Below are 26,157 nucleotides of genomic sequence, written 5' to 3' on the forward strand. Positions count from 1 at the left end.
TCGATTGCGCAGCAAAAATTTACCTCGATATTTTTAATTGCAACCGTGAGCGCCAGTCGCGGATGCTAACGTGAATGGAACAGAAAACGCCCTGACATCGCAGCTGAAAAGCAAGTGGGCTGCTGTCGGGTGTAGCGTGTCACCACAGGAGGCTGTGTATGCAATTTGCCATCCACGGTAAGAACATTGAAGTCACCGAGCCCATTCGCGAATACGTCAGCTCCAAGCTGGAAAAGGTTTTTTCTCACTTCGATCAAATTACAATGGGTGTAGATGTTTATCTATCCGTGGCACGCAATCCGCGCATTTCCCGGTGTCATTCTGCTGAGGTGACGGTGCAGGCGAACGGTGCGGTGATCCGCGCCGAAGAGGAGACAGAAAATTTGTATGCAAGCATCGATCTGGTGGCTGACAAGTTGCACCGGCAACTGCGCAAGTACAAAGAACGAATCCAAAAAAAACCAAAGCCAAAGACAGCCCTGGCGGTGGCCGGTCAGGAGCCGATTAGCCTTCCTAACGGCAACGACCGCGCCAGGGGGTTACCCAAAGAAGTCGTGCGCACCAAGTACTTTGCCATGCCTCCGATGACCCCCGAGGAGGCGCTCGAACAGCTAAGCCTGGTCGATCACGATTTTTTTGTCTTTCGCAACGTCGAGACAGGCGAGATCAACGTGCTCTACGAGCGCAACCACGGCGGTTTTGGCCTGATCATGCCGCGCTAGCTAGATGAGCACACCCGCCAGATCGACGCGCTCAGCGTGGCCCCAGAACGCTTCGAGTTGATAAAAGGCGCGCTCCGAGGGCAGCATGATGTGGACGATCACATCGCCGTAATCGACCAGCACCCAGCTGCCCTCGCCCAACCCTTCGACGCGCACCGGTTTGCGCTCGCACTCAAAGCGGATCTTCTCTTCGATCGCGCCACCGATTGCCCGGACCTGGGCGCGGGAATTGCCTGTGACGATCACAAAATAATCGGCCAGGATCGTTACCTGGCCCACTTCGAGGACGACGATCTCCTCGCCTTTTTTATCGTCGGCGGCCCGGACGGCGGCGACAGCGAGGGCGAATGCAGCGGGATCGATCAGCAACGTTGCGACGGCTCCTGTAGAGAACAAAGCGCCCAGTTGCGGGTGAGCAACGTGCGCGGATGAATAAGACGGCGATTATGGATGAGTTCCAGGATAGTCTGCTCGGCTCCGCTCAGCACTGCCGACCGTAGACTGCCCATCGCCGCCTTGCGCACGATCTCGACATCTTCGCCCCGCCGCGTCGGCTCAATCCAGTCGGCGACGTAGAGAATCTGACTCAAGATATCGAGGTCGCTGTTGCCCAGGGTGTGGTTGGCGATCGCTGCGAGCACGCTCGGGTCGGTTTCACCAAAAAGCTCGCGGGCAAGGCCGGCGCTGACATCGGCGTGCAGCAGGTGGGGAGTGGAGCGCTGGATCGCATCGATGGGGATACCAAGGCGCTCCGCCTCACTCAGGAGCTGCTCCGGCCCAAAGTACTTGGCCAGATCGTGCAACAGCCCGGCCCGGCCCGCTCGATCGAGATCCGCTCCCCAGCGCTGGGCCAGCTCGATCGCTGTCGCCTCGACACCGAGGATGTGAGTGAGCCGTCTGGCCGGCACGTGCTGCTCCAGCCATGCGAGCACGGGGGTGCGCCAGGTTGTCTTGAGTGCTGGACCCGGCATCGAACTCTCCTGCAAACGCAATGCCTCGATCTTAGCAGCGTCAACGGGTCTGCCTCCCCACATCGGACCAATCTGGAGCAGGTCAGAGGACTCTCAAGGACGAGCCACTTCTGTCACCGGCCAGGGGAAAAGCGATCCAGTCCCACCCTGCAGGCAGCAGCTCGTTCCGCAAAAGACGTTAATGTTCAACTGCCCCTAACGTTTTAAGGGCGATGGTTTGCGTGGCAGTCAACCCGGTTGCTCCCTGAATGTTCATGCCCTCATAGAGACGATTGACTCGTATCGTTTTGAGGCACTCTCCTGTTGTCGAATTCCACAGCCTGATCGTTTCATCTTGACTACCGCTGAGCAAGATCGAAGCTGTGTCCGATGCCGGGCTGAACTGAACTGAACTGACCCGGCTTGCGTGCCCTTGCAGGACTTTCTGGCAGGTGTGCTCATCGACATTCCACAGGCGGATGGTTTGATCGTCGCTGCCACTGGCCAGGATACGGCCACTGGCGCTGAAGGCAACGGAGCGCACTCCACTGGTGTGATCGTGTAATGTTGCCAGGCAGGTGCCGTCCTGCACATTCCAGAAGCGAACTGAGCAGTCCAGGCTACCAGTTGCGAGAGTTTGACCGTCGGGGCTGAAGGCGGCGGACAAGACCCAACCGGTATGTCCCCGTAGGGTTGTGAGGCAGGTGCCATCCCGCGCATCCCATAGCCGCACGGTGCAATCGTTGCTGCCACTTGCCAGAGTGTAGCCATTTGGGCTGAACGTAACGGCCCAAACCCAACCCGTATGGCCCTGTAGGGTTCTACGGTGAGCGCCATTGCGCGTATCCCATAGGCGCACAGTTTGATCGTTGCCGGTACTTGCGAGAGTCTGACCGTCGGGACTAAACGCAATCGACAAAACCCAACCGGTATGACCTTGTAGGGTTGTGAGGCAGGTGCCGTCCCGCACATCCCATAGCCGCACAGTTTGGTCATTGCTACCACTGGCCAGCATCTGGCCCTTCGGACAAAACGCCACTGTCCAGATCCAGTTTGTGTGTCCTGGCAGATCTCTAGAGCACGTTTCTTGCTGCACATCCCAGAGCCGCACCAGGGCGTCGTAACTGCCACTGGCGAGCAGGGAGCCATCTGGACTGAATTTGACCGAAGTGACCCCGCTGGTTTGCCCTTGAAATGTCTTAAGACAGGTGCCATCCTCGATATCCCACAGGCGAGCTGAAAGGTCTGCACTGCCACTGGCGAGGGTTTGACCATCGCCGTTGAAGGCCACATCCCAAACACAACTGCTGTGGCCTTGCAGCAGTTTGAAGCAGGTTCCATCCTGTACATTCCACAACCGCACTGAGGCATCTTCGCTACCAGTGGCGAGCGTCCGGCCATCGGGACTGAAGCTGAGTGAGGTAACCCAACCCGTATGCCCCCGCAGTATCTGGCGGCAGGTGCCTGTTTGTATCTCCCACAGTCGAACCGTGCGATCGTCACTACCGCTGGCGAGGGTTTGACCATCGCGGCTAAAAGCAACCGCCCTCACCCACCGGGTATGTCCCTGCAAGGTTTTGAGGGAGGTTCTGTGAGCAACGCTCCACAACTGGATCGAAGCGTCCTCGCTCGCACTCGCAAGCAGCTGTCCATCGGGACTGAAGCGGATTGCAGTCACCCCGCCCGTGTGGCCCTGCAAAATCGCTACACAGGTGCCGTCGTGTACATTCCAGAGCCGAATCGTTCGGTCGTCACTGCCACTGGCAAGCATTTGGCCATCGGGGCTGAACGCGATCGCCCAGACCCGACTCCGATGACCGTGCAGTGTTCTAAGACAGGTTTTTGGGAGATGACTGGGAGCACTCGCTTCGATCAAATTTGACGGATGGGACTGTTCAAAATCGAGGCTCTGCACATCCCACAACCGGATCAGCGAGTCATGGCTGCTGCTTGCGAGAGTTTTTCCGTCAGGACTGAAGGTGACTGCCCAGATCCAACCGGTATGTCCCTGCAATCTCAAAAGCTGTTGACCACTGGCCACCCGCCACAGGCAAATCTTACCGTCCAAATCGCCCGTTGCGAGCAAACTGCCATCCGGGCTAAAGCTGACTGACATAACGCTACTTAAGGTTTCTGCAAACACAGATGTGGCGAGATCTGCGTTCCGAAAGTTGACTCCTGCCAGGTTGACCTGCCGCAAGTCGTGACGTGCAACCGCTAAAGTGAACCGCGTAGAATGTGAGTCTTCCAGCCGACACCACTGACGAGGAAGACCATGAAGAAAAGCCGTTTCACGACTGAACAGATCATTGCCATCCTGGGTGAGGGGCAGGCCGGTGCTAACGTGGCAGAGCTATGCCGCAGACACGGTATCAGCGAGCAGACCTACTATCGCTGGAAGGCCAAGTACGGTGGAATGGAAATCTCTGAAGCTCAGCGCCTGAAGGATCTCGAAGCAGAAAACCGCAAACTCAAGCAGATCGTCGCCGACCAAGCTCTCGACCTTCATGCCCTCAAGGCGGTGCTGTCAAAAAAATTCTAACCCCAGCAGCCAAACGCCAGGCTGCCGCCTACCTGCAAGCCGACCTGCAGGTTTCCCAGAGGCGAGCCTGTCGGTTGCTGGGGTTGCACCGCTCCACCGCCCGGTTAGTCGGTCATCGCACTGAAGATCCCGTGTTGCTAGCACGGCTGAAGCAGTTGGCTGCCGAACGTCCGCGTTATGGCTATCGACGGCTGACACTGCTGCTGAGAAGGGAAGGCAGGCTGGTCAACGCCAAGAAAATCTACCGACTGTGCACCAAGGAGGGATTGCTGGTGCGCCCAAAAAAGCGTAAACCCCGCTTCCGACCGTCTGGGAGGCCGGAAGCACCGGCTTTAGAACGCCCTAACCAGCTATGGAGCCTGGACTTTGTCGAGGATGCCCTGGCCGACGGACGCAAACTGCGGACCTTGACGATCATCGATGTCTACAGCCGGGAGTGCCCACAAATTGAAGTCGATACCTCCCTGCCCTCAGCGCGGGTGGTGCGGGTGCTGGAAACCCTGGCGGCCCAGCGGCAGTTGCCGGAACGATTGCTGGTTGATAATGGGCCGGAGTTCGTCTGTCGAGCACTGGCGGAGTGGGCAACGCGGCGTGGGGTGCTCATCGCCTTCACTCGTCCGGGCAAGCCAACGGACAAGCCGCACATCGAGAGCTTTAATGGGAAATTTCGGGATGAATGTCTTAATGCCCACTACTTCTTGAGCGTGCCGGATGCCAGACGAATCGTCGAGGCTTGGCGGCTGGATTACAATCACTACCGTCCGCACAGTGCCCTGGCAGGAGCAACGCCGATGGAGTTTTTGCAACAGGTGAATGCCATCGCGGCTCCGCTGTCGCCGCAACGGCATCCACCTGTACGATAAGGAAAACCAAGCTGGAAACTCACATTCTCAGCGGATCATTATTCGGGGCCAAGTCAGTCGGCCTGCCATACGGTGAGTTCTGAAAAGTTACAGCCGCGCAAGTTGCTTTGCAGATGCACCAGCAGGTTGAGAAGGTTACCGGCCAGATAATCTGGCTGCGGCGCTTGCCGCTGTTGCTGCTCCAACATGGTCTTCAAGCGCTGTTCAAGAACCTGCGAATGACCAAACTGGAGCCGCAATTGCTCAGCTATCGGCTCCAGAATCAACCGCTTCTGTATCTCGCGCACATAGTCTTTTGCCTGGGCTTTGAGCAGGGCATGAGTTTTGAGCCGCCCTGGCGTCTGGCCAGTAATCTCTTCAGTAATGCACTGCACGAACTGATCGGTCGCGTACTCCAGTACTACTGGCTGGAGAAAGAACTGCTCACCCGCTTCGAGAGGCGTAGGCGCAGCCTTTTCGATGAGACAGCGGCGCAACAACGACTGCATCGCATCCGGCAACCTGCGCTGAGAAGCTTTCGTCACAAGATCCTCGTTTAGCTCAAATAGCGAGACTGACTCCCGGTGGATGGCTAACCAGAAGAGCATCGTCTGCTCAACTTCGGAGAGGCGCTCGAACTGGTGCTGAAGCAAGTCTCGAATGTCCTCAAAGACTGCTGATCCCTGCTGCACATAGTTCAATATTTGAGCGATGTTGCCACTAAAAAGATCCTGAGTTGTGGCTGCCAGAAGCTTCAGCGCCAGGGGATTGCCGCTGTAGTAGGCCACCAGTTGCTCCCATTCTGTATCTGTTCCGCTGAATGAGCCTTTATAGAGAAATAGTTCCCGTCCGGCCTCTGAATCCAGCCCTTTGAGCAGGAAGGTTCGGGCCGATCGCTGCTTCCCTTCGAGTAGACCGACCTCTCTGGGCTTTTCGCGACCGGTGAGCAGCAGGCAACTCTGGTGGAGAACTTCTCCGACCGCCTTGAACAATTGCCCATATTCCCCACAGCCGACTCGATACTGGGCTGGCTGGCCTGCACTGAAGATCGTCTCGACATTATCTAGAATCAACAAACAACGACGGGAGCGCAACCCTTCCATCAGCTTCAGCAGTTTCCCATCCAGGCTGCCCGCAAGGGCAACGTCCTCTCCCTGGGCCCGCAGCAGAACAGGCAACACTGACTCTAACCACTCTTCAAAGGGTGGAGCATTTTGCAGCGATCGCCACACCACCACCTCAAACTCTGATTGAACTTGCTGCACCAATCTGGCCGCCAGCGTACTTTTGCCAATTCCACCGATGCCCAGCAGCAGGACAAGGCGACATTGTTCCTCCAGCACCCACTGCCTAAGACACAGCAGTTCTTCACTGCGTCCACAGAAAGTAGCTGTATCAATAACACTCCCCCAATCCGGCGACTCCGGTTGGGTAATCGGTCGTGCAACGGCTGGAGTTTGGGGCTGGGCCGCACCAACCAGCGACCGACGCCACTGCTGTTCTAGCGCTCCTCGAAAGTTGGTTTTACGAACGGGTTCTCCGCAGGCTCGCTCCAGCAAGCTCCAGAGTTTGGGACCGACGTTGCGCTTGATATAGCTGAGTGAGTAGCCGGACTCCTCGGCAATTTGCTCGTAGGTCTGCTCCTGCAGGGCTCCCAACAAAATGACCGATTCCAGTTCACTGAGCCGCCTGCCCACTTTGGCAAAGACGACGGAATTAGCAACTTGCAGAGCTTGCTCTAAATCCATTGTCTTTTACCCCGTTGACGGTAGTGACCTGATTTTACCTGCGGCAAAGTGAACTTTTTGTTGCGGGCATGACGAGGCTGGAATTGCGGTAGGCGAGGGTGCGCAGCCAATTTAAACCAAAATAAATGACGAGATAGTTCACCTGCCTTTGAGTATTTAGACGCATTATATCGACAGCAAAGTGGTGAACTTATAGGTAACGACAAACCTCAAAAGCTTTCCTAAGGTAGTGACATCGGCGCTAAAGGCGCAGGGGAAGCTCTCCTTCATTCATTGAGCAAGCAAAACAACAAACTAAACAGGAGATTCGATATGAAGATTGTAATTATCGATGGCAGCGGACTTATCGGAAGTAAGCTCGTGAACAACCTTCGTCAACTTGAGCACGAAGTGGTGGCAGCATCACCGCGATCGGGCATCAACACGATCACCGGCCAAGGACTGGCAGGGGCGCTGACAGGCACCCAGGTTGTTATCGATGTGGCGAACTCGCCTTCCTTCGAGGACAAGGCAGTTCTGGAGTTCTTCGAGACATCCGGTCGCAACCTCCTTGCCGCAGAAGTGGCCGCCGGTGTGGGACAGCACGTCGCACTCTCGGTTGTCGGTGCCGATCGCTTGCCCGACAGCGGTTACATGCGTGCAAAAATGGCCCAGGAAAAGCTGATCAAAAATTCCAAAATTCCCTACACGATCCTCCGCTCAACCCAGTTCTTCGAGTTTCTGAGCGGCATCGCCGATGCGGCCACCGATGGACAAACCGTTCGCCTCTCACCTGCCCTTGTGCAGCCAATTGCGTCGGATGACGTTGCTGCTGTGCTCACCGAGATCGCGCTCGGGGCACCGGCGAACGGCACGATCGAGGTGGCTGGCCCCGAAAAGTTCCGTCTCGATGAACTCGTCCAGCGATTCTTAAGCGCAAACCAGGACGCCCGCAGGGTGAGCACAGACATCCACGCCCGCTACTTTGGCGTAGAACTAAGCGATCACTCCCTCACTCCCGGCGACAGGCTGCGTGTGGGGAGGATACGGTTCGAGGAGTGGCTCGGTCGCCAGGCGCAGGTGGCCTAGCTGAGCCTTGTTCCTGCCATAAACCTGTGCCGTGCGTCCGCTATCTCGTCGCAACGGACCAAGAGCCTCGATCGGCGGCTCCGCCGCCCTGTCCGCGAACTGTCCGGTAGATTATTACTCCCTATCCGCATCCACACAGGAGAATCTGAATGTTTACGAGATTTCGGCATAGAGTCGCACTCGCAGCACTCTCCCTGTTCGCAGCTTTTTCTGTACCTGCAGGACTCTCCCTACTTGCAGCTCCAGGCGGCAGTCCATCTGGTGAAAAAGTAACGTTGGTTTTCGATCACGTCCTTCCCAATGTGCCCGGCAAGAGCATCAAAGGCGTGCTGGTCGAATACCGGCCCGGCGGCTCATCGCCCGCCCACACCCACCCAAACTCGGCCTTCGTCTATGCAACGGTCCTGGAGGGTGCAATTCGCAGCAAAGTCAACGATGGCCCAGAAAAGGTGTACCGCGTCGGCGATAACTTCGCCGAAGTTCCCGGCGATCATCACGGCGTCAGCAAAAATGACAGCGACACCAGACCCGCACGTCTGCTGGCTGTCTTTGTGGTCAATACGGACGAAACAAACCTGACCACAAATGAAAAAGGCTGAGATGTTTTTTAGAAATGCACTGGCAGGGAGTTATACCGCTGTGGCCCCTTGCTGGATCTTAAAGGAGAGCGATGTCATAGATCCAGACAGTGCAGACCGGGCACGACCTGTAACGATGGGGAGTTTTTATCGCTTCCTCCCCTTTATTGCCGCCAAAGGCAGGCGAAACCCTGCATCAGAGCGGTCAGAGGCGGCACTCGTCTCAGGTCGTGCCTGCCTTTTAGTGAGCCCTTTGGCCGCGTTTGCAGGTTCTAGCTGGCCACTTGCGGCTTTTGGAGCCTGTCTGCAGAATCCGAGCGAGCCGACTCGCAGCAGTGTAGTTCGCGACAGGGCCAATAGCGGATAGGATGCATGGAACGGTTCTTCCTGTCGGTACACGCTCATGGCTCAGACGACGCGGCTTGAGAAGGCAATTGCGGGCAAAGCATTTTTGATCACCGCCGAGGTCATGCCCCCAAAAGGCCCAGACATGGTTGCCTTTATTGAAAAAGCATCGCTCCTCAAAGACCGCGTCCACGCGATCAACGTCACCGACTCCAATCGGGCCGTCATGCGGATGAGCCCGCTCGCCGCCTCCGCCCTCCTGGTGCAGGTGGGCCTTGAACCCATCTGTCAGCTCGCCTGCCGCGACCGCAACCGCATCGCGCTGCAGGGCGATCTGATCGGAGCGGAGGCGCTGGGCATCCACAATATCCTGGCCCTCACGGGCGACCCGGTCGATTGCGGCGACCACCCCCGCGCCCGCGCCGTCTGCGATCTCGAGTCGGTGCGCCTGCTGCAGGTGATCGACGGGCTGAATCGGGGCGTCGATAGCGCCGGTAACGCCCTCAACGCCCAGACCCACCTGTTCGCCGGGGCGGCCATCGATCCGCAATCCGGCAGCGAGTCCGGCCTGCGCAGCCGCTTTCGGCGCAAAGTCGAAGCGGGCGCACGCTTTTTTCAAAGCCAGCTCATCACCGACTTCAAGCGGCTGGGTTGGTTTATGGACAACATCGCCTGCGAGTACGAGCGGCCCGTTCTGGCCGGTGTCTTTTTGCTCAAGTCGGCCAAAAATGCGCTCTACATCAACCGCAACCTGCCCGGTGTGACGATCCCGGAGGCGATTATCGAGCGGCTGGAGCGGGCCGGTGCCCAGGCCCAGCAGGAAGGCATCGTCATCGCCGCCGAGCAGGTGGCCGCCGCCAGACAGATCTGCGACGGCGTGCATCTGATGGCAATTCGCAGGGAAGAGGTGATCCCCGAAATTCTCGATCGAGCCGGGGTAGCGGCGCTCACCAGTTTTTGAGAGCGGCGGCAGCGATCATGATACGATGTCCCCAACTTTTGAGTCGGGTTGCTCATGTCTGGCCTTCGGCAACGGCTAACCACCCTCGCTATCCTGGGCGGGGGACTGGCGGTAATCGCCAGCAGCGTTCTGGCCGCTCCGACGATCGAGAGCCTGCAGATGCGACAAAACCAGTTGCAGCAGCGCATCGTATCGGCGCGCCAGCAGGCCCAGCAACTGCGCCGCCGCGAAGTAGCCGCCCGTAACCAGTTGGGCTCGATCCGCCAGAATCTGCTCGCTACCACCAATAAACTGCAGGATACGCGCTTTCAGCTCTCGGTGGCCCAGAAGCGACTCGTCTATCTGGCGCGCGATCTCGGGGCCCTCGAGGTGCGCTTTGCGGACCAGCAACGGGCCACGACCCAGCGGTTGCGCTTTTTGCAGCAGCAGCGCCCCGAGCAGTGGTGGGCCTTGATTCTGGCAAGCCGCGACCTCAACACGATGATGGATCGCCGCTACCAGATGGGCCGGGTCTTTGACCGCGACCAGCAGATGCTCCTTGCCCTCGAAGAGCGCCGCCGCGAGCTGAGCCGCAAGCGCTTCGCCGTCGAAAACCAGAAAAACGACATCGCCCTTATTGCCCAGCAACTGGCGACCCGCCGCTCGCAGGTCGCCCAGCAGGCCACCATCCAGTCGGAGCTGGTGCGCCGCCTCAGCAGCCAGCGCGCCGCCTACGAGGCCGCCCAGCGGCGGCTGGCCTCCGATTCGCACCGGATCACGGCGATGATCCGCACGCTCATCGCAAGCCAGAATCGCCTCAACAGCGTCCAGGGCAGTGGCCGCATGATCCTGCCGACGACGGGCCGCTTTAGCAGTGGTTTTGGCCTACGCTACCACCCGATCTTTCATGTGCGGCGGATGCACACTGGCCTCGATATTGCCGCCCCCAGCGGTACACCGATTCGCGCCGCCGACGACGGCACGGTGCTGTTTGCCGGTTGGTACGGGGGGTATGGCCGCTGTGTGATCGTGAGCCACGGCGGTACGCTCTCGACGCTGTACGGCCACACCAGCCGCCTGTACGTGAGCGTCGGTCAGGCCGTCCACAAGGGCGACACGATCGCCGCCGTCGGCTCCACCGGTTTTGCCACTGGCCCCCACCTGCACTTCGAGGTGCGCGTCAACGGCTCCCCCGTCAACCCCGTACCCTACCTGCCCTGATGAGCCGCTTCGATGTCTTTGCCCTCTGCAATCCCCTCTACGATCTGCAGGTCCAGGTACCCGACAGTCTGCTTACCAGCCTGGGGTATCCAAAGGGGGGCGTGAGCCTCATCGACCGCGAGCAGTACGACCAGCTCATCCCCCGGCTCGCGGGCCTGCCGATCCACGCCACACCGGGCGGTTCGGCGGCGAACACCGTGATCGGCATCCAGCAACTGGGCGGCACCACCTGCTACACCGGCAAGATTGGCGCTGACACCTACGGCAGCGCCTACAAGAACGGCATGGTGCGCTGGGGCGTCCACGCCAATCTGGCGGCAGGCAGCCTGCCTACCGGTCTAAGCGTGATCTTGATCACCCCGGATGCCCAGCGCACGATGTTTACTTACCTGGGAGCCTGCCAGCAACTGGACCCCAGCGACATCGACACGGATCTTATCGCCCGCTCGCGCTACCTCTACGTCACCGGCTACTGCTGGGACACCGCGAGCCAGAAAGCAGCGGTGCTCCTTGCGATGGAGCAGGCCCGCGCCGCCGGTGTGCCCATCGCCCTCAGCCTTTCCGACCCGTTTGTCGTCCGCCGCCACAAACAGGAACTGCGCCAGATCGTGAGCGAACATGTCGATCTGCTGTTTGGCAACCAGGAGGAGGCGGAAGTCTTTACTGAGACCAGCTCCGCCGAGGCCGCCATCGAGGTGCTGCGCGCCTGGTGCGAGACGGCAGTGGTGACGATGAGCGCCGCCGGTTCCTACATTGCCCAAGGGAACCGCCTGCAGCGCATCGAACCTTTTGCTGTGGCAGCGATCGACTCGACCGGAGCCGGGGACAGCTACGCCGCCGGTCTACTCTATGGCCTCACCCACGATCTGCCCCTATTGACCACTGGCCGCCTCGCCTCGTATCTGGCCGCCCAGGTCGTTTCTCAGCTCGGTCCGCGCCTTGAGGCGATCGATGAACGGGCGATCGAGCAGATCCTCGCTGCAGATTGAACCCACAGCAAAGGGCAGTCCTCGCGGGCTGCCCTTTGCTATGGTCCCTGTAGAACTACTCCTCAGCCTGCTCTTCTTCGTCCGCGTCGGGCTGCGGGTAAATAAAACTGGTGTTGTTGCCCGAGAGAATCGACTTTCCGAGGGCAAGCGCCTTTTGAGCCTGGGTGTGCGCCTTGCGCTTCCAGACGGCGCGACGCTGGTCGCGCTTGGCGTTTGAGGTCTTCTTTTTAGGCTGAGCCATGACTATCGATGCGCAAAAAAGCTTTTTTATGATAGCGCACCGGAGATGGCCCGCAAACTCACAAGACACCACTGACCGCGCCCAGGGGCGTAGACGACGGCACCCAGCCGGTTGAGATTGTGGACAGCCCTGAAGACCACCCAGGGTGGCTGGCCCAACTCGTAGGTCAGCTGTACGATGGAGCGCGGCTGGCGGGCCAGTTCCGCCAGGATCCGCTCCTGAAGCTCCGATTCCACCATAACGTTAGACATATATAGCCGCCTCCAAACCGCTTTTCACCAAAAACTACTAAAGCAACTGTGTATCGGGTCTCTCCCTTATAGCCGGGAATACTGGAGTATGGATCACTTTTGCTCTTGAATTTTTGTTGCATGGGGATCAACAGAGAAAGCCGCTTACAAAAGTTTAAACTAGCGCTATTCTAAAAATGGGCTAAACAGGAAGCCAATGAGCAAGCAAACAGTTTACAAGCTGTCAAAGAGTTTCACAGCAATATTTCTGGCTTTTTGCGCGATCATCTCGCTGGCGGGGATCACTTTTGCTGCGATCACCGATGATTCCTATGAGGGCAATATCTTCTCGCTGTATGGCAACAATGGTGCTTTGATCCCACCCCGTCTCAGCCTGGCCGAATCGGTGCGGCGTGGGCAGCCTGCCTTCGTCATCCTCTACGTCTTCGACTCGCGAGACTGCAAAAAGCAAGCGGCGGAAGTGACTGCTCTCCAGGCGCGCTTTGGTCAGGCTGTCAACTTTATTGCCGTAAACGTAGACGCCTTTCCGCAGGATCAGCCCGAGCTACAGCCCTATTTCAAGGGGGAAGTGCCGCGCCTGCTGCTGTTCGACGGCCAGGGTCGTCTGGCCTACGACGCCACCGGCTTCACCCCGGCGCGCCGGGTCGAACCGCATCTTAAGGCAGTGCTCCGCCAGGTGCCGACGAACCGTCCCATCCCGGCTCCCCTCGGACAATAGTTCAGGTGGCCAATCGAAAAGCCTGGGACTCGAGGGCCAGCAGGACCGGGCCGTACTCATCTCCCTCGTCGAGTTCGATAATCCAGAGGCCCGTGCGATCGAGGGCACGGATACGGCCCAACTGGCCCCAGTAGCACTCGTAGAGGACGATCACCTGTCTGCCCGGAAAGCTGAGCCCCTGCAACATCTGCGCCTCCTTCTCAAGTGCCCCGGTGCCTGGGCTCGCTCCATCACCAATAATTTAGTCTAAGAAACTTGCCTTATGGTGTATTTTACATAGCAAAAGTACGATCGCAACAGACCCTTATACTGGCGCTATGCCCAAGGCAACAGGCGAGAAAAAAAAGGGCAAGACCGGGCGACCGAAGAAGTTTGGCCGCCCGTCGAAGTCTTTTTATCTGGTGCTGCCCGACGATGTGGTGATGCGGCTGCGGCTCATCGATCCGGATATGGCGACGGCGATCGTCAAGACGGTAGAGAACCTCGAAGTTGCCCAGCCGCCCGATCTTGTCGAGGTCCAGACACTCTCCGAGCATCTGGCTGTGCTCTGGGTGGGCGAGATTGCACCGCTGCACAACTGGCCGGGAATTTTCCTGCACAAAGTCGAACCGGGCCGCTATCTGCTGGTGCTCGATCGCCACTACGACCTGGCCCGCTTTGAGCTGGACGTGCGCGATTGGCTGGAGGCCAGTAGATCCGTAGGCGCAGAGGCAGCCGCCTTCGAGAAACTCGCAGCGACGCTGCGGCAACTGCGCCAGCAGAGCCAGGCACTGCACGGTGCCATTTCTGTTTGAGATCCCGGTGCGACAGGGACTGTCACTGGCCCCAGCCGTCGTGTATATTGTCAATAAGCAAAGCTTTTTGAGAACGGCCCTATGGTCAACACAACATCATACACCCCGGCGGCCCTCAAAGCTGAACTCAACTCGAAGGGCTGGCGGATGACTCCCCAGCGCGAGGTCATCCTCAAGGTTTTTCAAGAATTGCCCGAGGGCAACCACCTCAATGCCGAGGAGTTGCACGCCCGTCTGGAGGCCACCTCCGGCATCAGTCTTTCTACTGTCTACCGCACCTTGAAGCTGATGGCGCGCATGGGCATCCTGCGCGAACTGGAGCTGGCCGAGGGCCACAAGCACTACGAGCTGAATCAGCCCTATCCCCACCACCACCACCACCTCGTCTGCGTCAAGTGCTACCGCACGATCGAATTTAAGAGCAACCCGATTCTCACGATCGGCTCTAAAGCCGCTCAGGAGCGGGGCTTCAAGCTGCTCGACTGTCAGCTTACGATCCACGCGGTCTGTCCCGAGTGCCAGCGCTCGATCGTACCGCTCTGACCCGGATGATTTCTCGGCGGACATTTCAGGTGCTCCTGCTTGCGAACCTGCTGCCGGGGGCAGCCAGGGCGCGCAACAGCTGGGTCGAGCAGACGCTCGCAAAGCTCAGCCTCGAAGCGAAGATTGGCCAGCTGATGATGCCGATGCTCGAATCGAGCGAGCAGGCGGACGAACTGGTAAGGCGCTACGGCGTCGGCGGATTTATCATCTTTCGCACCGCCGCCCAGCCGCTGGTCCGCCAGCTCAACCGCCTGCAGGCGCTGAGCCGCCTGCCGCTTCTTGTGAGCGCCGACTTTGAGCGGGGAGCCGGAGCCTACATCGACGGGGCCACCGACCTGCCAATTGCGATGGCTCTGGGCGCGGCGAACGACCCGCAACTCGCCTACCAGGCCGGGACGATTACTGCCTTGGAGGCGCGGGCTCTGGGTGTTCACGTCATCTTTGCCCCGGTGCTCGATATCAACAACAACCCCCATAACCCGATCATCAACGTCCGCTCCTTCGGCGAATCGCCCGATCTGGTGAGCCGCCTGGCAGCCGCCTACATTGCCGGCATCGAAGAACACGGAGCCCTCGCCACGATCAAACATTTTCCGGGCCACGGCAACGTCAGTATCGACACCCACCGCGAATTCGGCGCGGTGCGCGGCAGGCTGAGGGAACTGGAGCAGGTAGAGTTGAAGCCCTACCGCCAGGTGCTCGCCGCCCGAGCGCCCCACGGATTGATGGCCGCCCACCTCTGGGTCGAGGCGATCGACTCGAAGCCTGTACCGGCGTCGCTGTCGCGGCGGGTAATAGGAGAGCTTTTGCGCCGGGATCTGCGCTTCTCGGGCCTCGTCTACACCGATTCGCTTGGAATGCAGTCGGTGCTCGATTTTGCCGGCGATCCGGGCCGGGCACAACGGATGGCGATCGAGGCCGGGTGCGATGTGCTCGTTACGCCAACGGGCCGCGACGCCAAAGGCGACCCGTCGCCGCTCGCTGGGGTGGCGGCAGGGATGCAGGCTATCCTCCAGGCCGTGCGGCGCGGCCAGATCCGCGAGAGCCGCCTCGACGCGTCCGTGCGGCGCATCCTGGCTGCCAAAGCTTTGCTCGGGCTCGATCGCGGTGCCCAGGTCGATCCGGCGGCTCTCGCTTCGATCGTGGGCACCCCCGCGCACCAGCGCACCGCCCAGCAGATCGCCCGCCGGGCGCTCACTCTGGTGCAAAACCGGGGAGGACTGCTGCCCCTTGCTGCCGGCCAGCGCCTCGGGGTACTGACGCTCACCAACTTTCCAGGAACCGGTGCCTTCGGGCGCGACAGTGCCGAGTTCGCTCCTGCTCTGCAGCCTGCCCGCTCGCTTGCCTGGTCCGTGCAGCCAGAGGCGGCGGAACTGGAGGCCGCCCGTACCCTCGCCCGAGACTGTGAGGTGCTGGTGGTGGCTGCTTACTTAAAAGTTTTCGTAGGCGACAACAGCGCCGGTCTATTGGAGGCCCATCGTACCGCCCTCCAGCAACTGCTGCAGATCAATCCCCGCATCGTCTTTATTTCCTTTGGCAGCCCCTATGCCCTGGCAGCACTCCGCGAATTGCCGGTGCTCATCTGTGCCTACGACAATTCAAAGGCGAGCCAGACGGCAGCGGCGGCGGCCCTTTTTTCGAGCGCCGCCTGGACGGGCCACCTGCCGGTGGCGATTAGCTGAAGCCTCTGGCGCGAAAAGCGTCGAATTTGAGCGGTTCTCGAATTTTTTGGCTAAAAAAGACGCGAACGTTAAAAGGAACAGTGCGGCCATGGTCGAGATCCGGCAGGTTGCCGATGCGGCCTTCGCGGACGATCGTGCCCTCGGCGTCCTCGATCACGCCGTAGAGGTTGACCTTGCGCAGGTCGCGGCTGCTCGCGTTGTGGGCGGTGCCCTGAATTTCGTAGCAGATGGCCCGACGCTCGTCCGGCGGCAACCCGAGCAGGCTCTCAGGGCTGCAGGAGCGGGCGGTGAGGTTGGCAATCTCGACTTTGACCGGCTCGATGCGCAGGTTGTTGCAACTGCAAAGTGTGAGCGCACCGACGCTCAAGACTGCCCAGCCAGCCCGACCCATAGAACGCCCGCAAAAGAGTGATTCTCTCAAGCTACCAGGACTCTCGAAAACCGGTGAGGCCGGCCCGAGCGAGTTCACTTCAACTTGAACCGCTCCGGTAGAGCAACTTCGAGCCACGGATAAACCGAAGGAGCGCCCAGAAAATACCACAGCGCCAGGACCGCATCGCAGATCGCACAGCCGAAGGAGGACTCCGGCACAAAAGGCACGATCGGGTTGCCGTAAAGGTGGTGCATCACATCCCAGCCGGTATGTAAAAGCCAGCCCAGGCCGACGAAGCGATAATCACCGAGGCCCCGGTAGGCGACAAAGGTCATGAGGGTGCAGAAGACGAATTCCCAGACCCCCAGCCCACCGCTCAGGTAGGCAGCCCCCGCCCCGGCGATCAGGATTGCGCTGAAGTTGCGGCGGGCAGGTTCCTGCAGGAGCGAGCAAAGTGCGATGAAGATGCCTGCGACGAGCACAGGCGAGAGGAGTTGAACAGGTGTGAAGAGCATCGTGAATTTTCCTTCTTGAATGGATTTCAACTTTGGCGCGAGCGGTCCAGCAACGCCCCAAAGGCTATCTGCGCCCGCTCGTCGGCGCGGGGATCTTTTAGAAAGCGATAGGAGGCGTGGTGACTTAGATAAATACCGCACAGCTCCCAGACAAACTGATCGGCGTCGAGATCCGCCCGCAGATGGCCAAGTTCGACCGACCGACGGACCAGTTGCCCCAGAAGAGCGCGCCACCGCGCCTCCAGTTCGAGCACGCGCGATCGGACGTTGCCTGCGATGTCGTCCAGTTCAAAGAGGGCGGCTGAGATCGGACAGCCCCCCCGCAGCCCTGCCTTCGCGGGCCAGCCGAACCAGCGGGAGACAAGCGCTTCGAGCCGGGGCAATCCCTCGGCTGCCTGGAGGGCCGGCTGCAGGACGCAGGCATCGGCGATCACGCTCATGTGCTCCAACAGCGCCAGTTGCACCTCTTCTTTGGAGCGAAAGTGAGCGAACAGGCCGCTTTTGGACATGCCGACCTGCTGGGCCAGCACCCCAAGGGTGACGCCCGGCAGGCCCGCTTCACTGAGCAGATTAAGCCCGGTTTGCAAGATGCGCTCGCGGGTCTGGGCAGCAGCGGAGGTTGTCATGACCCTCAGAATAGCACGACCGGTCGTGCTATTGTCAGGCAACGCCCACCCCGCTCCGGCTCCCAGGAGGCACCCGCGCAGTCTTGCCTGAGCAATCGGCACCGGGAATATGTCAGATTGAAACCGCAGAGGCGAGGGGCGAGCAGATGGACTTTTCAGCAAGTAAGCGGATTGAAACCGACAGCATGGGTGCGATCGAGGTACCAGCGGACCGCTACTGGGGGGCCCAGACCCAGCGCTCACTGCAGTACTTTTCTATTGGCGACGATCTGATCCCTCGGGAGATGATCCGCGCCTTTGGCCTTCTCAAAAAGGCGGCTGCCCTCGTCAACCAGCAGCTGGGACAATTGAGCGAAAAAAAGGCGCAGCTTATCGTCCAGGCGGCGGACGAGGTGATCGCAGGCCGCCTCGACGACCACTTTCCGCTGCGGGTCTGGCAGACCGGCAGCGGCACCCAGACGAACATGAACGTCAACGAGGTGATCGCGAACCGGGCAATCGCGCTGGCCGGCGGCGTATTGGGAAGCAAAGATCCGATCCACCCGAACGACGATGTCAACTGCTCCCAGTCCTCCAACGACACGTTTCCGACGGCGATGCACATCGCGGCTGTCGAGCAGTTGCACTACCGGTTGCTGCCAGAAGTAGGCCGCCTGCGCGAGGCGCTCGCTCAAAAGGCCGACGCTTTCGAGGCGATCATCAAAGTAGGGCGAACCCACCTGATGGACGCAGTGCCCCTTACGCTGGGCCAGGAGTTCTCCGGCTACGTCGCCCAGATCGATCAGGCCCTCGAGCGCCTGCGCGCCTGCCTGCCTGCCCTGTTGGAGCTGGCTCTGGGCGGAACGGCGGTCGGTACTGGCCTTAACAGCCACCCGCGCTTCGCCGTCGCGGTGGCCCAACAGATCGCCGATTTAACTGGTCTGTCCTTTATCAGCGCTCCTAACAAGTTTGCCGCCCTCGCGGCCCACGAGCCGATCGTGGCCACGAGCGGAATGCTGCGGACTCTGGCTGTTGCTCTCATCAAGATCGCCAACGACCTGCGCTGGCTCGGTTCCGGTCCCCGCTGCGGACTGGCGGAGCTGATCTTGCCGGCAAATGAGCCGGGCTCCTCGATCATGCCGGGCAAGGTCAATCCGACCCAGTGCGAGGCGATGACGATGGCCTGCGTGCAGGTGCTGGGCAACGACGCTGCGATCGCCATCGCCGGCTCCCAGGGCAACTTCGAGTTGAACGTCTTCAAGCCCCTGCTCATCCACAATCTGCTCCACTCGATCCGGCTTATCGCCTCGGCCAGCGCGAGCTTTACCGACTATCTGGTGGTGGGGCTGGAGCCGAACCACGCCCAGATCCAGCACTACCTCGACAACGCCTTGATGCTGGTCACCGCCCTCAACCCCCACATCGGCTACGACCGGGCGGCAGCGGTGGCCAAAAAAGCCTACAGCGAGCGCAAGACCCTGCGCGAAGCCTGTCTGGAACTGGGGTTTTTAACGGCAGAAGAATTTGATCGCTGGGTGCGCCCCGAACGGATGCTTGGGCCAGCGGCAGAGCCTTAAAAAATATCTTGTGACTACTGGGCGGCCTGGGGCTGGAGAGCGACTTCGGCGACCGGGTAGACGCTCACTTTTTTGCGGTCGCGCCCGTAGCGCTCGAAGGTGACGACCCCTTCGATGAGGGCAAAGAGGGTGTCGTCGGAGCCGCGTCCGACGTTTTTGCCGGGGTGAATCTTGGTGCCGCGCTGGCGAATCAGGATGTTGCCCGCTTTGACCAGCTCCCCGCCGTAGCGCTTGACGCCCAGCCGTTGGGCGGTGGAGTCGCGACCGTTGCGGGTGCTGCCTGTGCCTTTTTTGTGTGCCATGGTGGGTTACTTCCTTAGGTGCTGGTGGCCGGTTGGGCGCTAAAGCTCTGGCCGTCAAAGTCGATGGCCTCGATCATCAGCCGGGTGAAGGGCTGGCGGTGGCCCTTTTTGCGGCGGTAATGCTTTTTGGGGCGCATCTTGTAGACGATCACTTTGGGAGCCTTGCCGTGCTGGAGAACGCGGGCCTGGACGCTCGCACCGGCGACGAGGGGCTGACCGACGCTCACGCCGCCGTCGTGGCGCACCAGCAGTACGCGATCGAGGGCAACGGTGCTTTCGACTTCGAGAGCCAGTAGCTCGACATCGTAGAAGCGGCCCGGCTCGACGCGCACCTGCTTGCCGCCTGTTTCAACAATTGCGTAAACCATCGAGACTCCTGCCGCCTTACAGGTGTGCCCGGAAGCACTTACCAACCTGTTTCGAGCGGATGACAACAGCCATCTATTCTGCCAAATCAGATCGAGCTTTGTCAAAGCCCTGCTCAGCGGCGCGGGCGAAACAGGCCAAATGCGGAGGTGTAGCCGTGCAAAAACGTCGTCGCTCCGACCGGGCCGATTTCGCCGCTGCAAAAAAAACCAGCGAGGGGCACCTGCGGGCCAAAGATTCCGGCAAAAAGGCGGCTATCGACGCTCGGCTCGCCGTAAAGATATTCTCCCCGGCCCAGGCACGAAAAAAGCAGCGCCCCTGCGGGGGGATTGCCGGTGTGTTCGAGCCGGTAGCGCTGCAGGACGAGCTTGAGATCTTCGCGGGAGGTGAGGGCGTCGCGCAGGTGAAAGCGGATCGTCTGGCCGGAGCGCAGCCACTCGCCTACAGCGAGTCCGCCGTTGCGCGGTTCGATGCCCATCAAGTTGCGCACCAAAAAGTCGCCCTGGCCGTTGCCCATCTGAAACTCGCTCATCCGGATGCCGACGAAGAGCGAATGGCTCGCCAGTTGCCGATCGTGCTCGTCCAGGGCACTGATTACTTCCTGGAGAACCTGCAGCGCCGGTTTTCCGCCCAGTTCCCAGATCATGTTGCCCTCGACGTGGGTGATCTGGAAGGTGTCGCCGATGGGCCGGCACCCCTGGGCCACCGCCGCTGTCACAGCGATATTGCCGGTGAGCGCAACGCCCACCAGGCCCCGACTGGCCGAACGCTCGCCCAGAAAAAGCCGATTGCCGCCGGGCCGGTTGCCGCCGCTGGCGAGGCCGCCGACTTTAACGGCATCGGCAAAAGCAAAATCGAGGCCGCCCAGCAGGCTCTCGACCGGAAAGCTGGCACCGTCGGCCAGCAGTACAAAATGGGGGCCGGCGGTCGCTGGAACTTTGACCAGGGCTTCCCAGGCTTTCGGTGGACTGTCGAGGTCGGGTAGACCTTCGGCTTCCAGCCAGAAAGGCACCAGCTCGACTTCGGGCAGGTGGGCCGCAAGGAGGGCGAGGGCCGGTGGCTGCTCGACTTCGCTGCCCGCACCGATAATCCCGCCGCCGGAGCAGCCAAGCTGCACCCGGCTTGGCAACTGCAGCTGTAACTGGGCAAGCCAATCGCCGGCCATGCGGGCCAGATCCGCCGAAGCAAAGACAAACAACAAATCGACCGGCAATCCTTCTAGCTGATCCAGGATGCGCTCGACACACTCGCCAATCGCCGCCTCCGGCTGGCTCTGACGGGAAAGGGCGCTTGCCCAGCGCATCGTGCTATCACAGGCAGTCATAGAGATCGCGAGATTTGTTCGTGGGCAGCACCCATATAATATGTCGCCATGACCCGTGAACCTGTCGAAATTCTTTCTGCCATCGAGTTGCGCCGCACACTGCAGCGGCTCGCAACCCAGATCGTCGAGCACAACCGGGGCACCGACGATCTGGTGCTCTTAGGGATCTATACCCGTGGCGTGCCCCTGGCCAGACGCCTGGGGCAGCTCATCGCCGGCTTAGAAGAAACGGCGGTGCCAGTTGGTGCCCTCGACATCACCCTCTACCGCGACGATCTGCGCGACATCGGCGTGCGGCCCCTCACCCCGAGCGAGATTCCCGTCGATATCACCGCCCGCAACGTCTATCTCATCGACGATGTGATCTATCGGGGCCGCACCGTGCGCGCCGCCCTCGACGCCCTCAACGACTATGGCCGTCCAGCTGCCATCCGGCTGGTCAGCCTGATCGACCGTGGCTGGCGGGATCTGCCCATCCATCCGGATCTAGTAGGCCGCAAACTGCCCACCGCCCGCCACGAGCAGGTGAAGGTTCTGCTGGAGGAGACCGATGGCCGCGATGGGGTGCTGCTGTACTGAGCTTGCTGCCTGGTGTTCAAAGTGATAGGCTGGGACACTGTTGAGCAATTGCAAAGATTACTGATATGAATGCCCAGGAGATCATCCGCTCGATCGAGGCGGAGCAGCTGAAGGCAAAATTACCCGATCTGCACATCGGCGATACCGTCAAGGTCAACGTCCGGATCCGCGAGGGCGGCAAGGAGCGCATCCAGGCTTTCGAGGGCACGATCATCTCGATGGCCCACGGCGGGATCAACCGGACGATCACCGTGCGCCGCATCTTTCAGGGCATCGGCGTCGAGCGCGTCTTTCTGGTGCATTCGCCGCGCGTCGAGAGTCTGACGGTGACGCGCCTGGGCAGCGTCCGCCGCGCCAAGCTCTACTACCTGCGTCAGCGCGTCGGCAAGGCAACCCGCGTCAAGCAAAAAGTGACGCGCAAGAGCAGCTAGGTGCTTCTCCGGTTTTGCCTTGACGCAAGGATCGGCACTCTTTATGATCAGTAGTTGCACATCCGCTGTCTGGGCGGGTGCGGCGATGCGTGGTTAGTTCAGTTGGTAGAACGCAGGTCTCCAAAACCTGATGTCGAGGGTTCGAGTCCTTCACCACGCGCCACTTTTATGTCGGAGTACCCGTCAGTGACTACCGAGCCGAGATCTACTCCCGCCGCGAAATTTAATCCCCGGCAATTTCTCGCCGAGGTGCGGGGCGAACTCGACAAGGTGGTCTGGCCGGATCGCAAACAGGTGATCGCCCAGTCGGCCTCCGTTCTGCTCATCGTCGTGGCGATGGCGAGCTTTATTTACCTGCTGGACGAATTGTTGAGATGGTTATCGGGGCTGATCTTCTGATGGAAACCGCCAAAAAGCCTGAGCAGATTGAACCGCACTGGTACTTTGTCCAGGTTGCCTCCGGCTGCGAAAAAAAAGTAAAAGCAAATCTTGAGCAGCGCATTCAGACCCTCGAGATGAACGACCGCATCCTCAAAGTCGAGATTCCCGAGCGCCAGGCGATCCGCATCCGGCAGGAAGGCTCCCGCGCCTCCAGCGCTGAGAAGATTTTTCCGGGCTACGTGCTCATCCAGATGGTGATGGACGACGAATCGTGGCAGGTGGTCAAAAACACCCCCAACGTGATCAACTTCGTCGGCACCGAGGAGCGCCGCCGCTACGGTCGGGGCCGTGGTCACGTCACCCCGCGTCCGCTGGGTTCAGCCGAGGTCAACCGCATCTTCCGGGCTGCCGAGCAGGAGGAGCCGGTGATCAAGGTCGATCTCGAACCGGGCCACAAGATCGAAGTCACCGCCGGTCCTTTTCAGGACTTCAACGGCGAGGTGGTCGAGGTCAACCCCGAGCGCGGCACCCTCAAGGCACTCATCTCGATCTTTGGCCGCGACACGCCGGTCGAACTGGGCTTCAGCCAGGTCCGCAGACTCGACGAATAGGAGAATTTTTCGATGACGGTCCTGGTGATCATTTTGCGGATAGTCTGGTCGCTGCTGGCGGTGGGGATCATCGTCACCGTGCTGCTGCACGCTGCCAAGGGCGACGGCATCGCAGCCATCGGCGGCAGTGCCCAGATGTTTGCCAGTCAAAAGACCGCCGAGAGCAACCTCGATCGGGTGACCTGGGCAATCACCGCCGGGTTTGTTGCCCTGACAGTCGTGCTCAGCGCCGGCTGGCTCGATCGATCGACAGCCACCCGCGTTCCTGCCGGAGGGCCGACTCAGAGTGCTCCCCTCGCGCCCACAGTGCCAGGAGCGCCACCCCCTCAGCCTCCAAAAAAGTAGGGATGCGCACAGGACGCACCCCCCTTCTCAAAAACAAAAATTTCTACTTGTTGTTGCTTAATACGGCTTCTTTGAAGGTCTTGCCCGCACTGAAGGCCGGGGCCACCGTCGCCGGAATGATCATCTTTTCGTTGGTCTTGGGATTGCGCCCTTCCCGTTCGGCCCGCTTGCGCGCTTCGAAGGTGCCAAAGCCTACCAGCGTCACTTTTTCGCCGCTTGCGACAGTTTCTTGAATCTCGTCGAAGACGGCACTGATCACAGCGTCCGCCTCCTTGAGGGTGATTTTGGTCTTTTCGGCCACGGCCTTCACCAGTTCGCCTTTGTTCATGTAGTCGACTTCTCCTCAGATCGCTCTTGGACCATTAAAGCACGAAAGCCTTGAGTAGAGCCGATTTGAGCGCTTCCTCCCTCAATATTTAGCAACAACAGGCCCATTTTCCCTGTTAGTGTAAGCCTGGGAAGTTCACCATCGGGTCTGCTGGGATGCCAATTACATTGCTCGTTCTCGACCTCGACGGCACGATTATCGGCAACCGGCCAGAGGTGCGCCAGGCGGTGCTCACAGCGATCCAGGCGGCCCGCCGCCAGGGGGTGAAGGTGGCGATTGCTACCGGCAGGATGTATCGCGCTGCGCTGCCCTTCTACCGGATGGTCGGCTCGGAGCTGCCGCTCATCTGCTATCAGGGCGCACTGATTAAAGATCCAGCAGATGGGCGAGTATTGCTCCACAGACCGGTTCCGATCGAGCGGACCTTTGAGGTGCTCGATTTTTTGGAGGGCGAGGGGCTGGCGGTCCATCTTTACCTCAACGACACCCTCTACGTAAACGAGATCACGCCTGCAATTCGCCGCTACGGCGAGCGCACCGGGGTCGAACCGGTGCCGGTAGGCGACCTGCGCCGGGTGCTCACCGCTGAGCCGACGAAGATCTTGGGCCACACCGACAGCGAACAGACGACCGACGCGCTGCTCAAAAGGCTCGGCGAACGCTACAGTCGAGATGTCCTCTATCTCACCAAGTCCGATCCAACCTTCGTCGAGGTGACCCATCCCGAGGCCGATAAGGGGCTGGCAGTGCGTTTTCTGGCCGAGCAGCACCTGCAGATTTCCCCAGAGCAGGTGATGACAGTAGGTGACCAGCTCAACGATCTTGAGATGATTCGCTACGCCGCCGTGGGGGTGGCTATGGGCAGGGCTCCCGCCGCTGTTCAGGCCGAGGCGGTCTGGGTTGCTCCCGACGTCGAAGCGGACGGTGTGGCCCAGGCGATCGAAAAGTTTATACTCCTGCCCGACCCTCTCCCATGCACGCCCACTTCCGCCATTACCCCTGCCTGCTGATTGCCCTGCTTGCCCTTGCTGCCCCCGGCCCCTGCCAGACCACCCTCAATATCAGCGACGTCACCAGCGATTACAGCGGTCCAGCGCCCATCAATCTCTCTGCCCTGCGCACCCTACCCGGCGACGCGCGCGCCCTGCCGCTCCGGTTGCCCTTTCGCTACGGAAGCTGCTATCGCGTGAGCCAGGGCAACAACGGCGGCTACAGCCACCACGAGCGCTCCAACCGCTACGCCTGGGATTTTGCGATGCCCGTAGACACCCCCGTCACCGCCGCCGCCGCCGGTCGGGTGGTGCCGGTACCAAAAGTCGAGGAGGGCATCGGCAAAAGCGTCGTTCTCGATCACGGCCACGGCTACTACACGCTCTACGCCCACCTCAGCCGGCTCCAGGTGTCTCCCGGCCAGCGGGTACAGGCCGGTCAGCTCATCGCCTTGAGCGGGCGGGATGTGGGTGTCGCCCCCCACCTGCACTTTATGGCCGCGACGCTGTTGCCGGTGCTGACTGCCCTGCCGGCCCGGCTGACGGACAGCGGCAGCCCCGACGGTGTTCCAAAGGAGAACCAGCAGGTCTGCGCCCGGACCGCCAGAAGCAACGGTGCCTTCTTCGACACGCCCATCAGCGCCGATGCCTTCGCTGCCCAGGGTATTCTGCTCACCAAGGCTCCGCCGGCCCACGCCCTGGTGATGAATCGGGCCTACGTCGTCGAAGGGGTGACAGCCAAACCCTTCGGTGCCGTCTTCTACCAGGTGCGCTCCCAAAAAGGTTTGATCTACACCAACAACTCGATCTTCAGCGACGAGCGGGGCCACTTTCGGCTGGTGGTCGAATCGCCCCTGGGCCGCCCCGGTGAGCAGGTGCAGCAGCTCATCTTCAGCCACCTGAGCGAGCAGGGAACAGCGGTCTCGACGGTGGTGCTGGTCAACCGCTAATCGGCGCTGCCCGATTGGATGAGCCGGCCAATCAGGGTGCGCAACTGGGTGCGGGGCAGGTGGGGCCAGTTGCCCTGCTGCTCCATCTGCATCAGCAGATCGAACAGTTCCTGGCGGTTGGTGGGCAGCGCCTCCATGTAGTAGTTGTCCCGCAGCCACAGGTGCAGATTTTCAAGAAAGCGCAGCATCTTTAACAGTTCGATGGCATCGCCGGTCCGTTTGTCGGCGGCATCGACCAGGGCGTCCAGGATCGGTTGGAGGTCGTTTGGGATGGGATCAGCAAAAGCCGGGCGTGCGCTGGACATGG

34 protein-coding genes and 1 tRNA gene are annotated in these 26,157 nt (G+C 60.4%); 20 read left to right on the forward strand and 15 right to left on the reverse strand.

The features are described from left to right. Positions 1 to 158 precede the first annotated feature (158 nt). Positions 159 to 722, forward strand: coding sequence for a ribosome hibernation-promoting factor, HPF/YfiA family (gene hpf / locus GKIL_RS03540; RefSeq protein WP_023172028.1), 564 nt, complete (start codon positions 159 to 161; stop codon positions 720 to 722). On the opposite strand, the gene rsfS is transcribed toward hpf, so the two are convergent. From rsfS to GKIL_RS03555, 3 genes are all read right to left on the reverse strand, one after another. Then, the gene (gene rsfS / locus GKIL_RS03545) at positions 723 to 1,091 is read right to left on the reverse strand and encodes a ribosome silencing factor (RefSeq protein WP_023172029.1); all 369 of its coding nucleotides are present in this window, start codon (positions 1,089 to 1,091) and stop codon (positions 723 to 725) included. It abuts the gene before it with no gap. After that, positions 1,085 to 1,693: a bis(5'-nucleosyl)-tetraphosphatase (symmetrical) YqeK gene (gene yqeK / locus GKIL_RS03550; RefSeq protein WP_023172030.1), complete on the reverse strand. Its 609-nt coding sequence runs from the start codon at positions 1,691 to 1,693 to the stop codon at positions 1,085 to 1,087. Before yqeK ends, rsfS begins: the two co-directional genes overlap by 7 nt. A 178-nt stretch (positions 1,694 to 1,871) precedes the next feature. Next, complete coding sequence (locus GKIL_RS03555; protein ID WP_023172031.1) at positions 1,872 to 3,788, reverse strand: WD40 repeat domain-containing protein; 1,917 nt, start codon at positions 3,786 to 3,788, stop codon at positions 1,872 to 1,874. Positions 3,789 to 3,947: 159 nt separating this feature from the next. Between GKIL_RS03555 and GKIL_RS03565 the strand changes: the two genes are divergently transcribed. Next, a protein-coding gene (locus GKIL_RS03565) for an IS3 family transposase (protein WP_144080304.1) occupies positions 3,948 to 5,077 on the forward strand; the annotation gives its coding sequence in 2 pieces (ribosomal slippage) (positions 3,948 to 4,200 and positions 4,200 to 5,077; 1,131 coding nt in all). Positions 5,078 to 5,130: 53 nt separating this feature from the next. Here GKIL_RS03565 and GKIL_RS03570 read toward each other — a convergent pair. Beyond that, the gene (locus GKIL_RS03570) at positions 5,131 to 6,804 is read right to left on the reverse strand and encodes a helix-turn-helix domain-containing protein (RefSeq protein ID WP_023172032.1); all 1,674 of its coding nucleotides are present in this window, start codon (positions 6,802 to 6,804) and stop codon (positions 5,131 to 5,133) included. A gap of 312 nt (positions 6,805 to 7,116) precedes the next feature. Between GKIL_RS03570 and GKIL_RS03575 the strand changes: the two genes are divergently transcribed. The 5 genes from GKIL_RS03575 (at position 7,117) to GKIL_RS03595 (ending at position 11,945) form a co-directional block, all read left to right on the forward strand. Then, complete coding sequence (locus GKIL_RS03575; protein WP_023172035.1) at positions 7,117 to 7,872, forward strand: SDR family oxidoreductase; 756 nt, start codon at positions 7,117 to 7,119, stop codon at positions 7,870 to 7,872. 149 nt (positions 7,873 to 8,021) lie between these two features. Continuing rightward, complete coding sequence (locus GKIL_RS03580; protein WP_023172036.1) at positions 8,022 to 8,471, forward strand: cupin domain-containing protein; 450 nt, start codon at positions 8,022 to 8,024, stop codon at positions 8,469 to 8,471. A gap of 382 nt (positions 8,472 to 8,853) precedes the next feature. Then, positions 8,854 to 9,756: a methylenetetrahydrofolate reductase gene (locus tag GKIL_RS03585; protein ID WP_023172037.1), complete on the forward strand. Its 903-nt coding sequence runs from the start codon at positions 8,854 to 8,856 to the stop codon at positions 9,754 to 9,756. A 54-nt stretch (positions 9,757 to 9,810) separates the two neighbouring features. Then, positions 9,811 to 10,956: a murein hydrolase activator EnvC family protein gene (locus GKIL_RS03590; protein ID WP_023172038.1), complete on the forward strand. Its 1,146-nt coding sequence runs from the start codon at positions 9,811 to 9,813 to the stop codon at positions 10,954 to 10,956. Further along, a complete protein-coding gene (locus GKIL_RS03595) occupies positions 10,956 to 11,945 on the forward strand; it encodes an adenosine kinase (RefSeq protein ID WP_023172039.1) in 990 nt (329 codons plus the stop codon). Before GKIL_RS03590 ends, GKIL_RS03595 begins: the two co-directional genes overlap by 1 nt. Positions 11,946 to 12,000: 55 nt before the next feature. Here the strand turns inward: GKIL_RS03595 and GKIL_RS03600 are convergent, their stop codons facing one another. Then, a complete protein-coding gene (locus tag GKIL_RS03600) occupies positions 12,001 to 12,186 on the reverse strand; it encodes a 50S ribosomal protein L32 (protein WP_023172040.1) in 186 nt (61 codons plus the stop codon). 26 nt (positions 12,187 to 12,212) lie between these two features. Beyond that, a complete protein-coding gene (locus tag GKIL_RS03605; protein WP_023172041.1) occupies positions 12,213 to 12,437 on the reverse strand; it encodes a hypothetical protein in 225 nt (74 codons plus the stop codon). Positions 12,438 to 12,633: 196 nt separating this feature from the next. Here GKIL_RS03605 and GKIL_RS03610 point away from each other — a divergent pair, with 196 nt between their 5' ends. Beyond that, on the forward strand, positions 12,634 to 13,155 hold the full coding sequence (locus GKIL_RS03610) for a thioredoxin domain-containing protein (RefSeq protein WP_023172042.1): 522 nt from the start codon (positions 12,634 to 12,636) through the stop codon (positions 13,153 to 13,155). Position 13,156: 1 nt separating this feature from the next. Here GKIL_RS03610 and GKIL_RS03615 read toward each other — a convergent pair whose 3' ends face one another. Then, positions 13,157 to 13,342, reverse strand: a complete 186-nt coding sequence (locus GKIL_RS03615) for a hypothetical protein (protein WP_023172043.1) — start codon at positions 13,340 to 13,342, stop codon at positions 13,157 to 13,159. Between the two features lie 130 nt (positions 13,343 to 13,472). Between GKIL_RS03615 and GKIL_RS03620 the strand changes: the two genes are divergently transcribed. From GKIL_RS03620 to GKIL_RS03630, 3 genes are all read left to right on the forward strand, one after another. Further along, complete coding sequence (locus GKIL_RS03620; protein ID WP_023172044.1) at positions 13,473 to 13,949, forward strand: hypothetical protein; 477 nt, start codon at positions 13,473 to 13,475, stop codon at positions 13,947 to 13,949. Between the two features lie 81 nt (positions 13,950 to 14,030). After that, positions 14,031 to 14,492 carry a Fur family transcriptional regulator gene (locus tag GKIL_RS03625; RefSeq protein ID WP_023172045.1) on the forward strand — a complete coding sequence of 154 codons (462 nt, stop codon included), beginning with the start codon at positions 14,031 to 14,033 and terminating at the stop codon, positions 14,490 to 14,492. A 29-nt stretch (positions 14,493 to 14,521) separates the two neighbouring features. Then, on the forward strand, positions 14,522 to 16,174 hold the full coding sequence (locus GKIL_RS03630) for a glycoside hydrolase family 3 protein (RefSeq protein ID WP_187293877.1): 1,653 nt from the start codon (positions 14,522 to 14,524) through the stop codon (positions 16,172 to 16,174). Here GKIL_RS03630 and GKIL_RS22255 read toward each other — a convergent pair. From GKIL_RS22255 to GKIL_RS03645, 3 genes are all read right to left on the reverse strand, one after another. Then, on the reverse strand, positions 16,167 to 16,565 hold the full coding sequence (locus GKIL_RS22255) for an FxLYD domain-containing protein (RefSeq protein ID WP_023172049.1): 399 nt from the start codon (positions 16,563 to 16,565) through the stop codon (positions 16,167 to 16,169). The two genes, GKIL_RS03630 and GKIL_RS22255, sit on opposite strands and share 8 nt — an antisense overlap. Before the next feature lie 74 nt (positions 16,566 to 16,639). Beyond that, a complete protein-coding gene (locus GKIL_RS03640) occupies positions 16,640 to 17,062 on the reverse strand; it encodes a DUF6010 family protein (RefSeq protein WP_023172050.1) in 423 nt (140 codons plus the stop codon). Between the two features lie 26 nt (positions 17,063 to 17,088). Next, positions 17,089 to 17,688 carry a TetR/AcrR family transcriptional regulator gene (locus tag GKIL_RS03645; protein ID WP_023172051.1) on the reverse strand — a complete coding sequence of 200 codons (600 nt, stop codon included), beginning with the start codon at positions 17,686 to 17,688 and terminating at the stop codon, positions 17,089 to 17,091. Positions 17,689 to 17,834: 146 nt separating this feature from the next. Here GKIL_RS03645 and fumC point away from each other — a divergent pair, with 146 nt between their 5' ends. Further along, positions 17,835 to 19,244, forward strand: a complete 1,410-nt coding sequence (gene fumC / locus GKIL_RS03650) for a class II fumarate hydratase (protein WP_023172052.1) — start codon at positions 17,835 to 17,837, stop codon at positions 19,242 to 19,244. Positions 19,245 to 19,258: 14 nt separating this feature from the next. Here the strand turns inward: fumC and rpmA are convergent, their stop codons facing one another. The 3 genes from rpmA to GKIL_RS03665 all read right to left on the reverse strand — a co-directional run bounded on the left by rpmA (position 19,259) and on the right by GKIL_RS03665 (position 21,236). Then, positions 19,259 to 19,546, reverse strand: coding sequence for a 50S ribosomal protein L27 (gene rpmA, locus GKIL_RS03655; RefSeq protein WP_023172053.1), 288 nt, complete (start codon positions 19,544 to 19,546; stop codon positions 19,259 to 19,261). 14 nt (positions 19,547 to 19,560) lie between these two features. Next, positions 19,561 to 19,914, reverse strand: a complete 354-nt coding sequence (rplU, locus tag GKIL_RS03660; RefSeq protein WP_023172054.1) for a 50S ribosomal protein L21 — start codon at positions 19,912 to 19,914, stop codon at positions 19,561 to 19,563. Between the two features lie 113 nt (positions 19,915 to 20,027). Further along, on the reverse strand, positions 20,028 to 21,236 hold the full coding sequence (locus GKIL_RS03665; RefSeq protein WP_023172055.1) for an FIST signal transduction protein: 1,209 nt from the start codon (positions 21,234 to 21,236) through the stop codon (positions 20,028 to 20,030). A gap of 48 nt (positions 21,237 to 21,284) precedes the next feature. Here GKIL_RS03665 and pyrR point away from each other — a divergent pair, with 48 nt between their 5' ends. The 6 genes from pyrR (at position 21,285) to secG (ending at position 23,583) form a co-directional block, all read left to right on the forward strand. Next, complete coding sequence (gene pyrR / locus GKIL_RS03670; protein WP_023172056.1) at positions 21,285 to 21,815, forward strand: bifunctional pyr operon transcriptional regulator/uracil phosphoribosyltransferase PyrR; 531 nt, start codon at positions 21,285 to 21,287, stop codon at positions 21,813 to 21,815. A 65-nt stretch (positions 21,816 to 21,880) separates the two neighbouring features. Then, positions 21,881 to 22,246, forward strand: coding sequence for a 50S ribosomal protein L19 (rplS, locus tag GKIL_RS03675; RefSeq protein ID WP_023172057.1), 366 nt, complete (start codon positions 21,881 to 21,883; stop codon positions 22,244 to 22,246). Between the two features lie 87 nt (positions 22,247 to 22,333). After that, positions 22,334 to 22,409, forward strand: a tRNA-Trp gene (locus tag GKIL_RS03680). A gap of 23 nt (positions 22,410 to 22,432) precedes the next feature. Then, positions 22,433 to 22,645, forward strand: a complete 213-nt coding sequence (secE, locus tag GKIL_RS03685; protein WP_187293878.1) for a preprotein translocase subunit SecE — start codon at positions 22,433 to 22,435, stop codon at positions 22,643 to 22,645. Then, positions 22,621 to 23,238 (forward strand): transcription termination/antitermination protein NusG, encoded by a 618-nt coding sequence (gene nusG, locus GKIL_RS03690; protein WP_051382646.1) that lies wholly within the window; start codon positions 22,621 to 22,623, stop codon positions 23,236 to 23,238. Before secE ends, nusG begins: the two co-directional genes overlap by 25 nt. A gap of 12 nt (positions 23,239 to 23,250) precedes the next feature. Continuing rightward, the gene (secG, locus tag GKIL_RS03695; protein ID WP_023172060.1) at positions 23,251 to 23,583 is read left to right on the forward strand and encodes a preprotein translocase subunit SecG; all 333 of its coding nucleotides are present in this window, start codon (positions 23,251 to 23,253) and stop codon (positions 23,581 to 23,583) included. Between the two features lie 43 nt (positions 23,584 to 23,626). Here the strand turns inward: secG and GKIL_RS03700 are convergent, their stop codons facing one another. Then, on the reverse strand, positions 23,627 to 23,911 hold the full coding sequence (locus GKIL_RS03700) for an HU family DNA-binding protein (protein WP_023172061.1): 285 nt from the start codon (positions 23,909 to 23,911) through the stop codon (positions 23,627 to 23,629). A 155-nt stretch (positions 23,912 to 24,066) separates the two neighbouring features. Here GKIL_RS03700 and GKIL_RS03705 point away from each other — a divergent pair, with 155 nt between their 5' ends. Both GKIL_RS03705 and GKIL_RS22260 read left to right on the forward strand, forming a co-directional pair. Next, positions 24,067 to 24,921: a Cof-type HAD-IIB family hydrolase gene (locus GKIL_RS03705; protein ID WP_023172062.1), complete on the forward strand. Its 855-nt coding sequence runs from the start codon at positions 24,067 to 24,069 to the stop codon at positions 24,919 to 24,921. Beyond that, entirely contained in the window at positions 24,885 to 25,850 is a 966-nt protein-coding gene (locus tag GKIL_RS22260; protein WP_023172063.1) for a M23 family metallopeptidase, read from the forward strand. The genes GKIL_RS03705 and GKIL_RS22260 overlap by 37 nt, the downstream gene beginning before the upstream one ends. On the opposite strand, the gene GKIL_RS03715 is transcribed toward GKIL_RS22260, so the two are convergent. Continuing rightward, the gene (locus GKIL_RS03715) at positions 25,847 to 26,155 is read right to left on the reverse strand and encodes a hypothetical protein (RefSeq protein WP_023172064.1); all 309 of its coding nucleotides are present in this window, start codon (positions 26,153 to 26,155) and stop codon (positions 25,847 to 25,849) included. The genes GKIL_RS22260 and GKIL_RS03715 overlap by 4 nt on opposite strands. Positions 26,156 to 26,157 lie beyond the last annotated feature (2 nt).

Source organism: Gloeobacter kilaueensis JS1, assembly GCF_000484535.1.
In the GTDB taxonomy this organism is placed as follows: domain Bacteria; phylum Cyanobacteriota; class Cyanobacteriia; order Gloeobacterales; family Gloeobacteraceae; genus Gloeobacter; species Gloeobacter kilaueensis.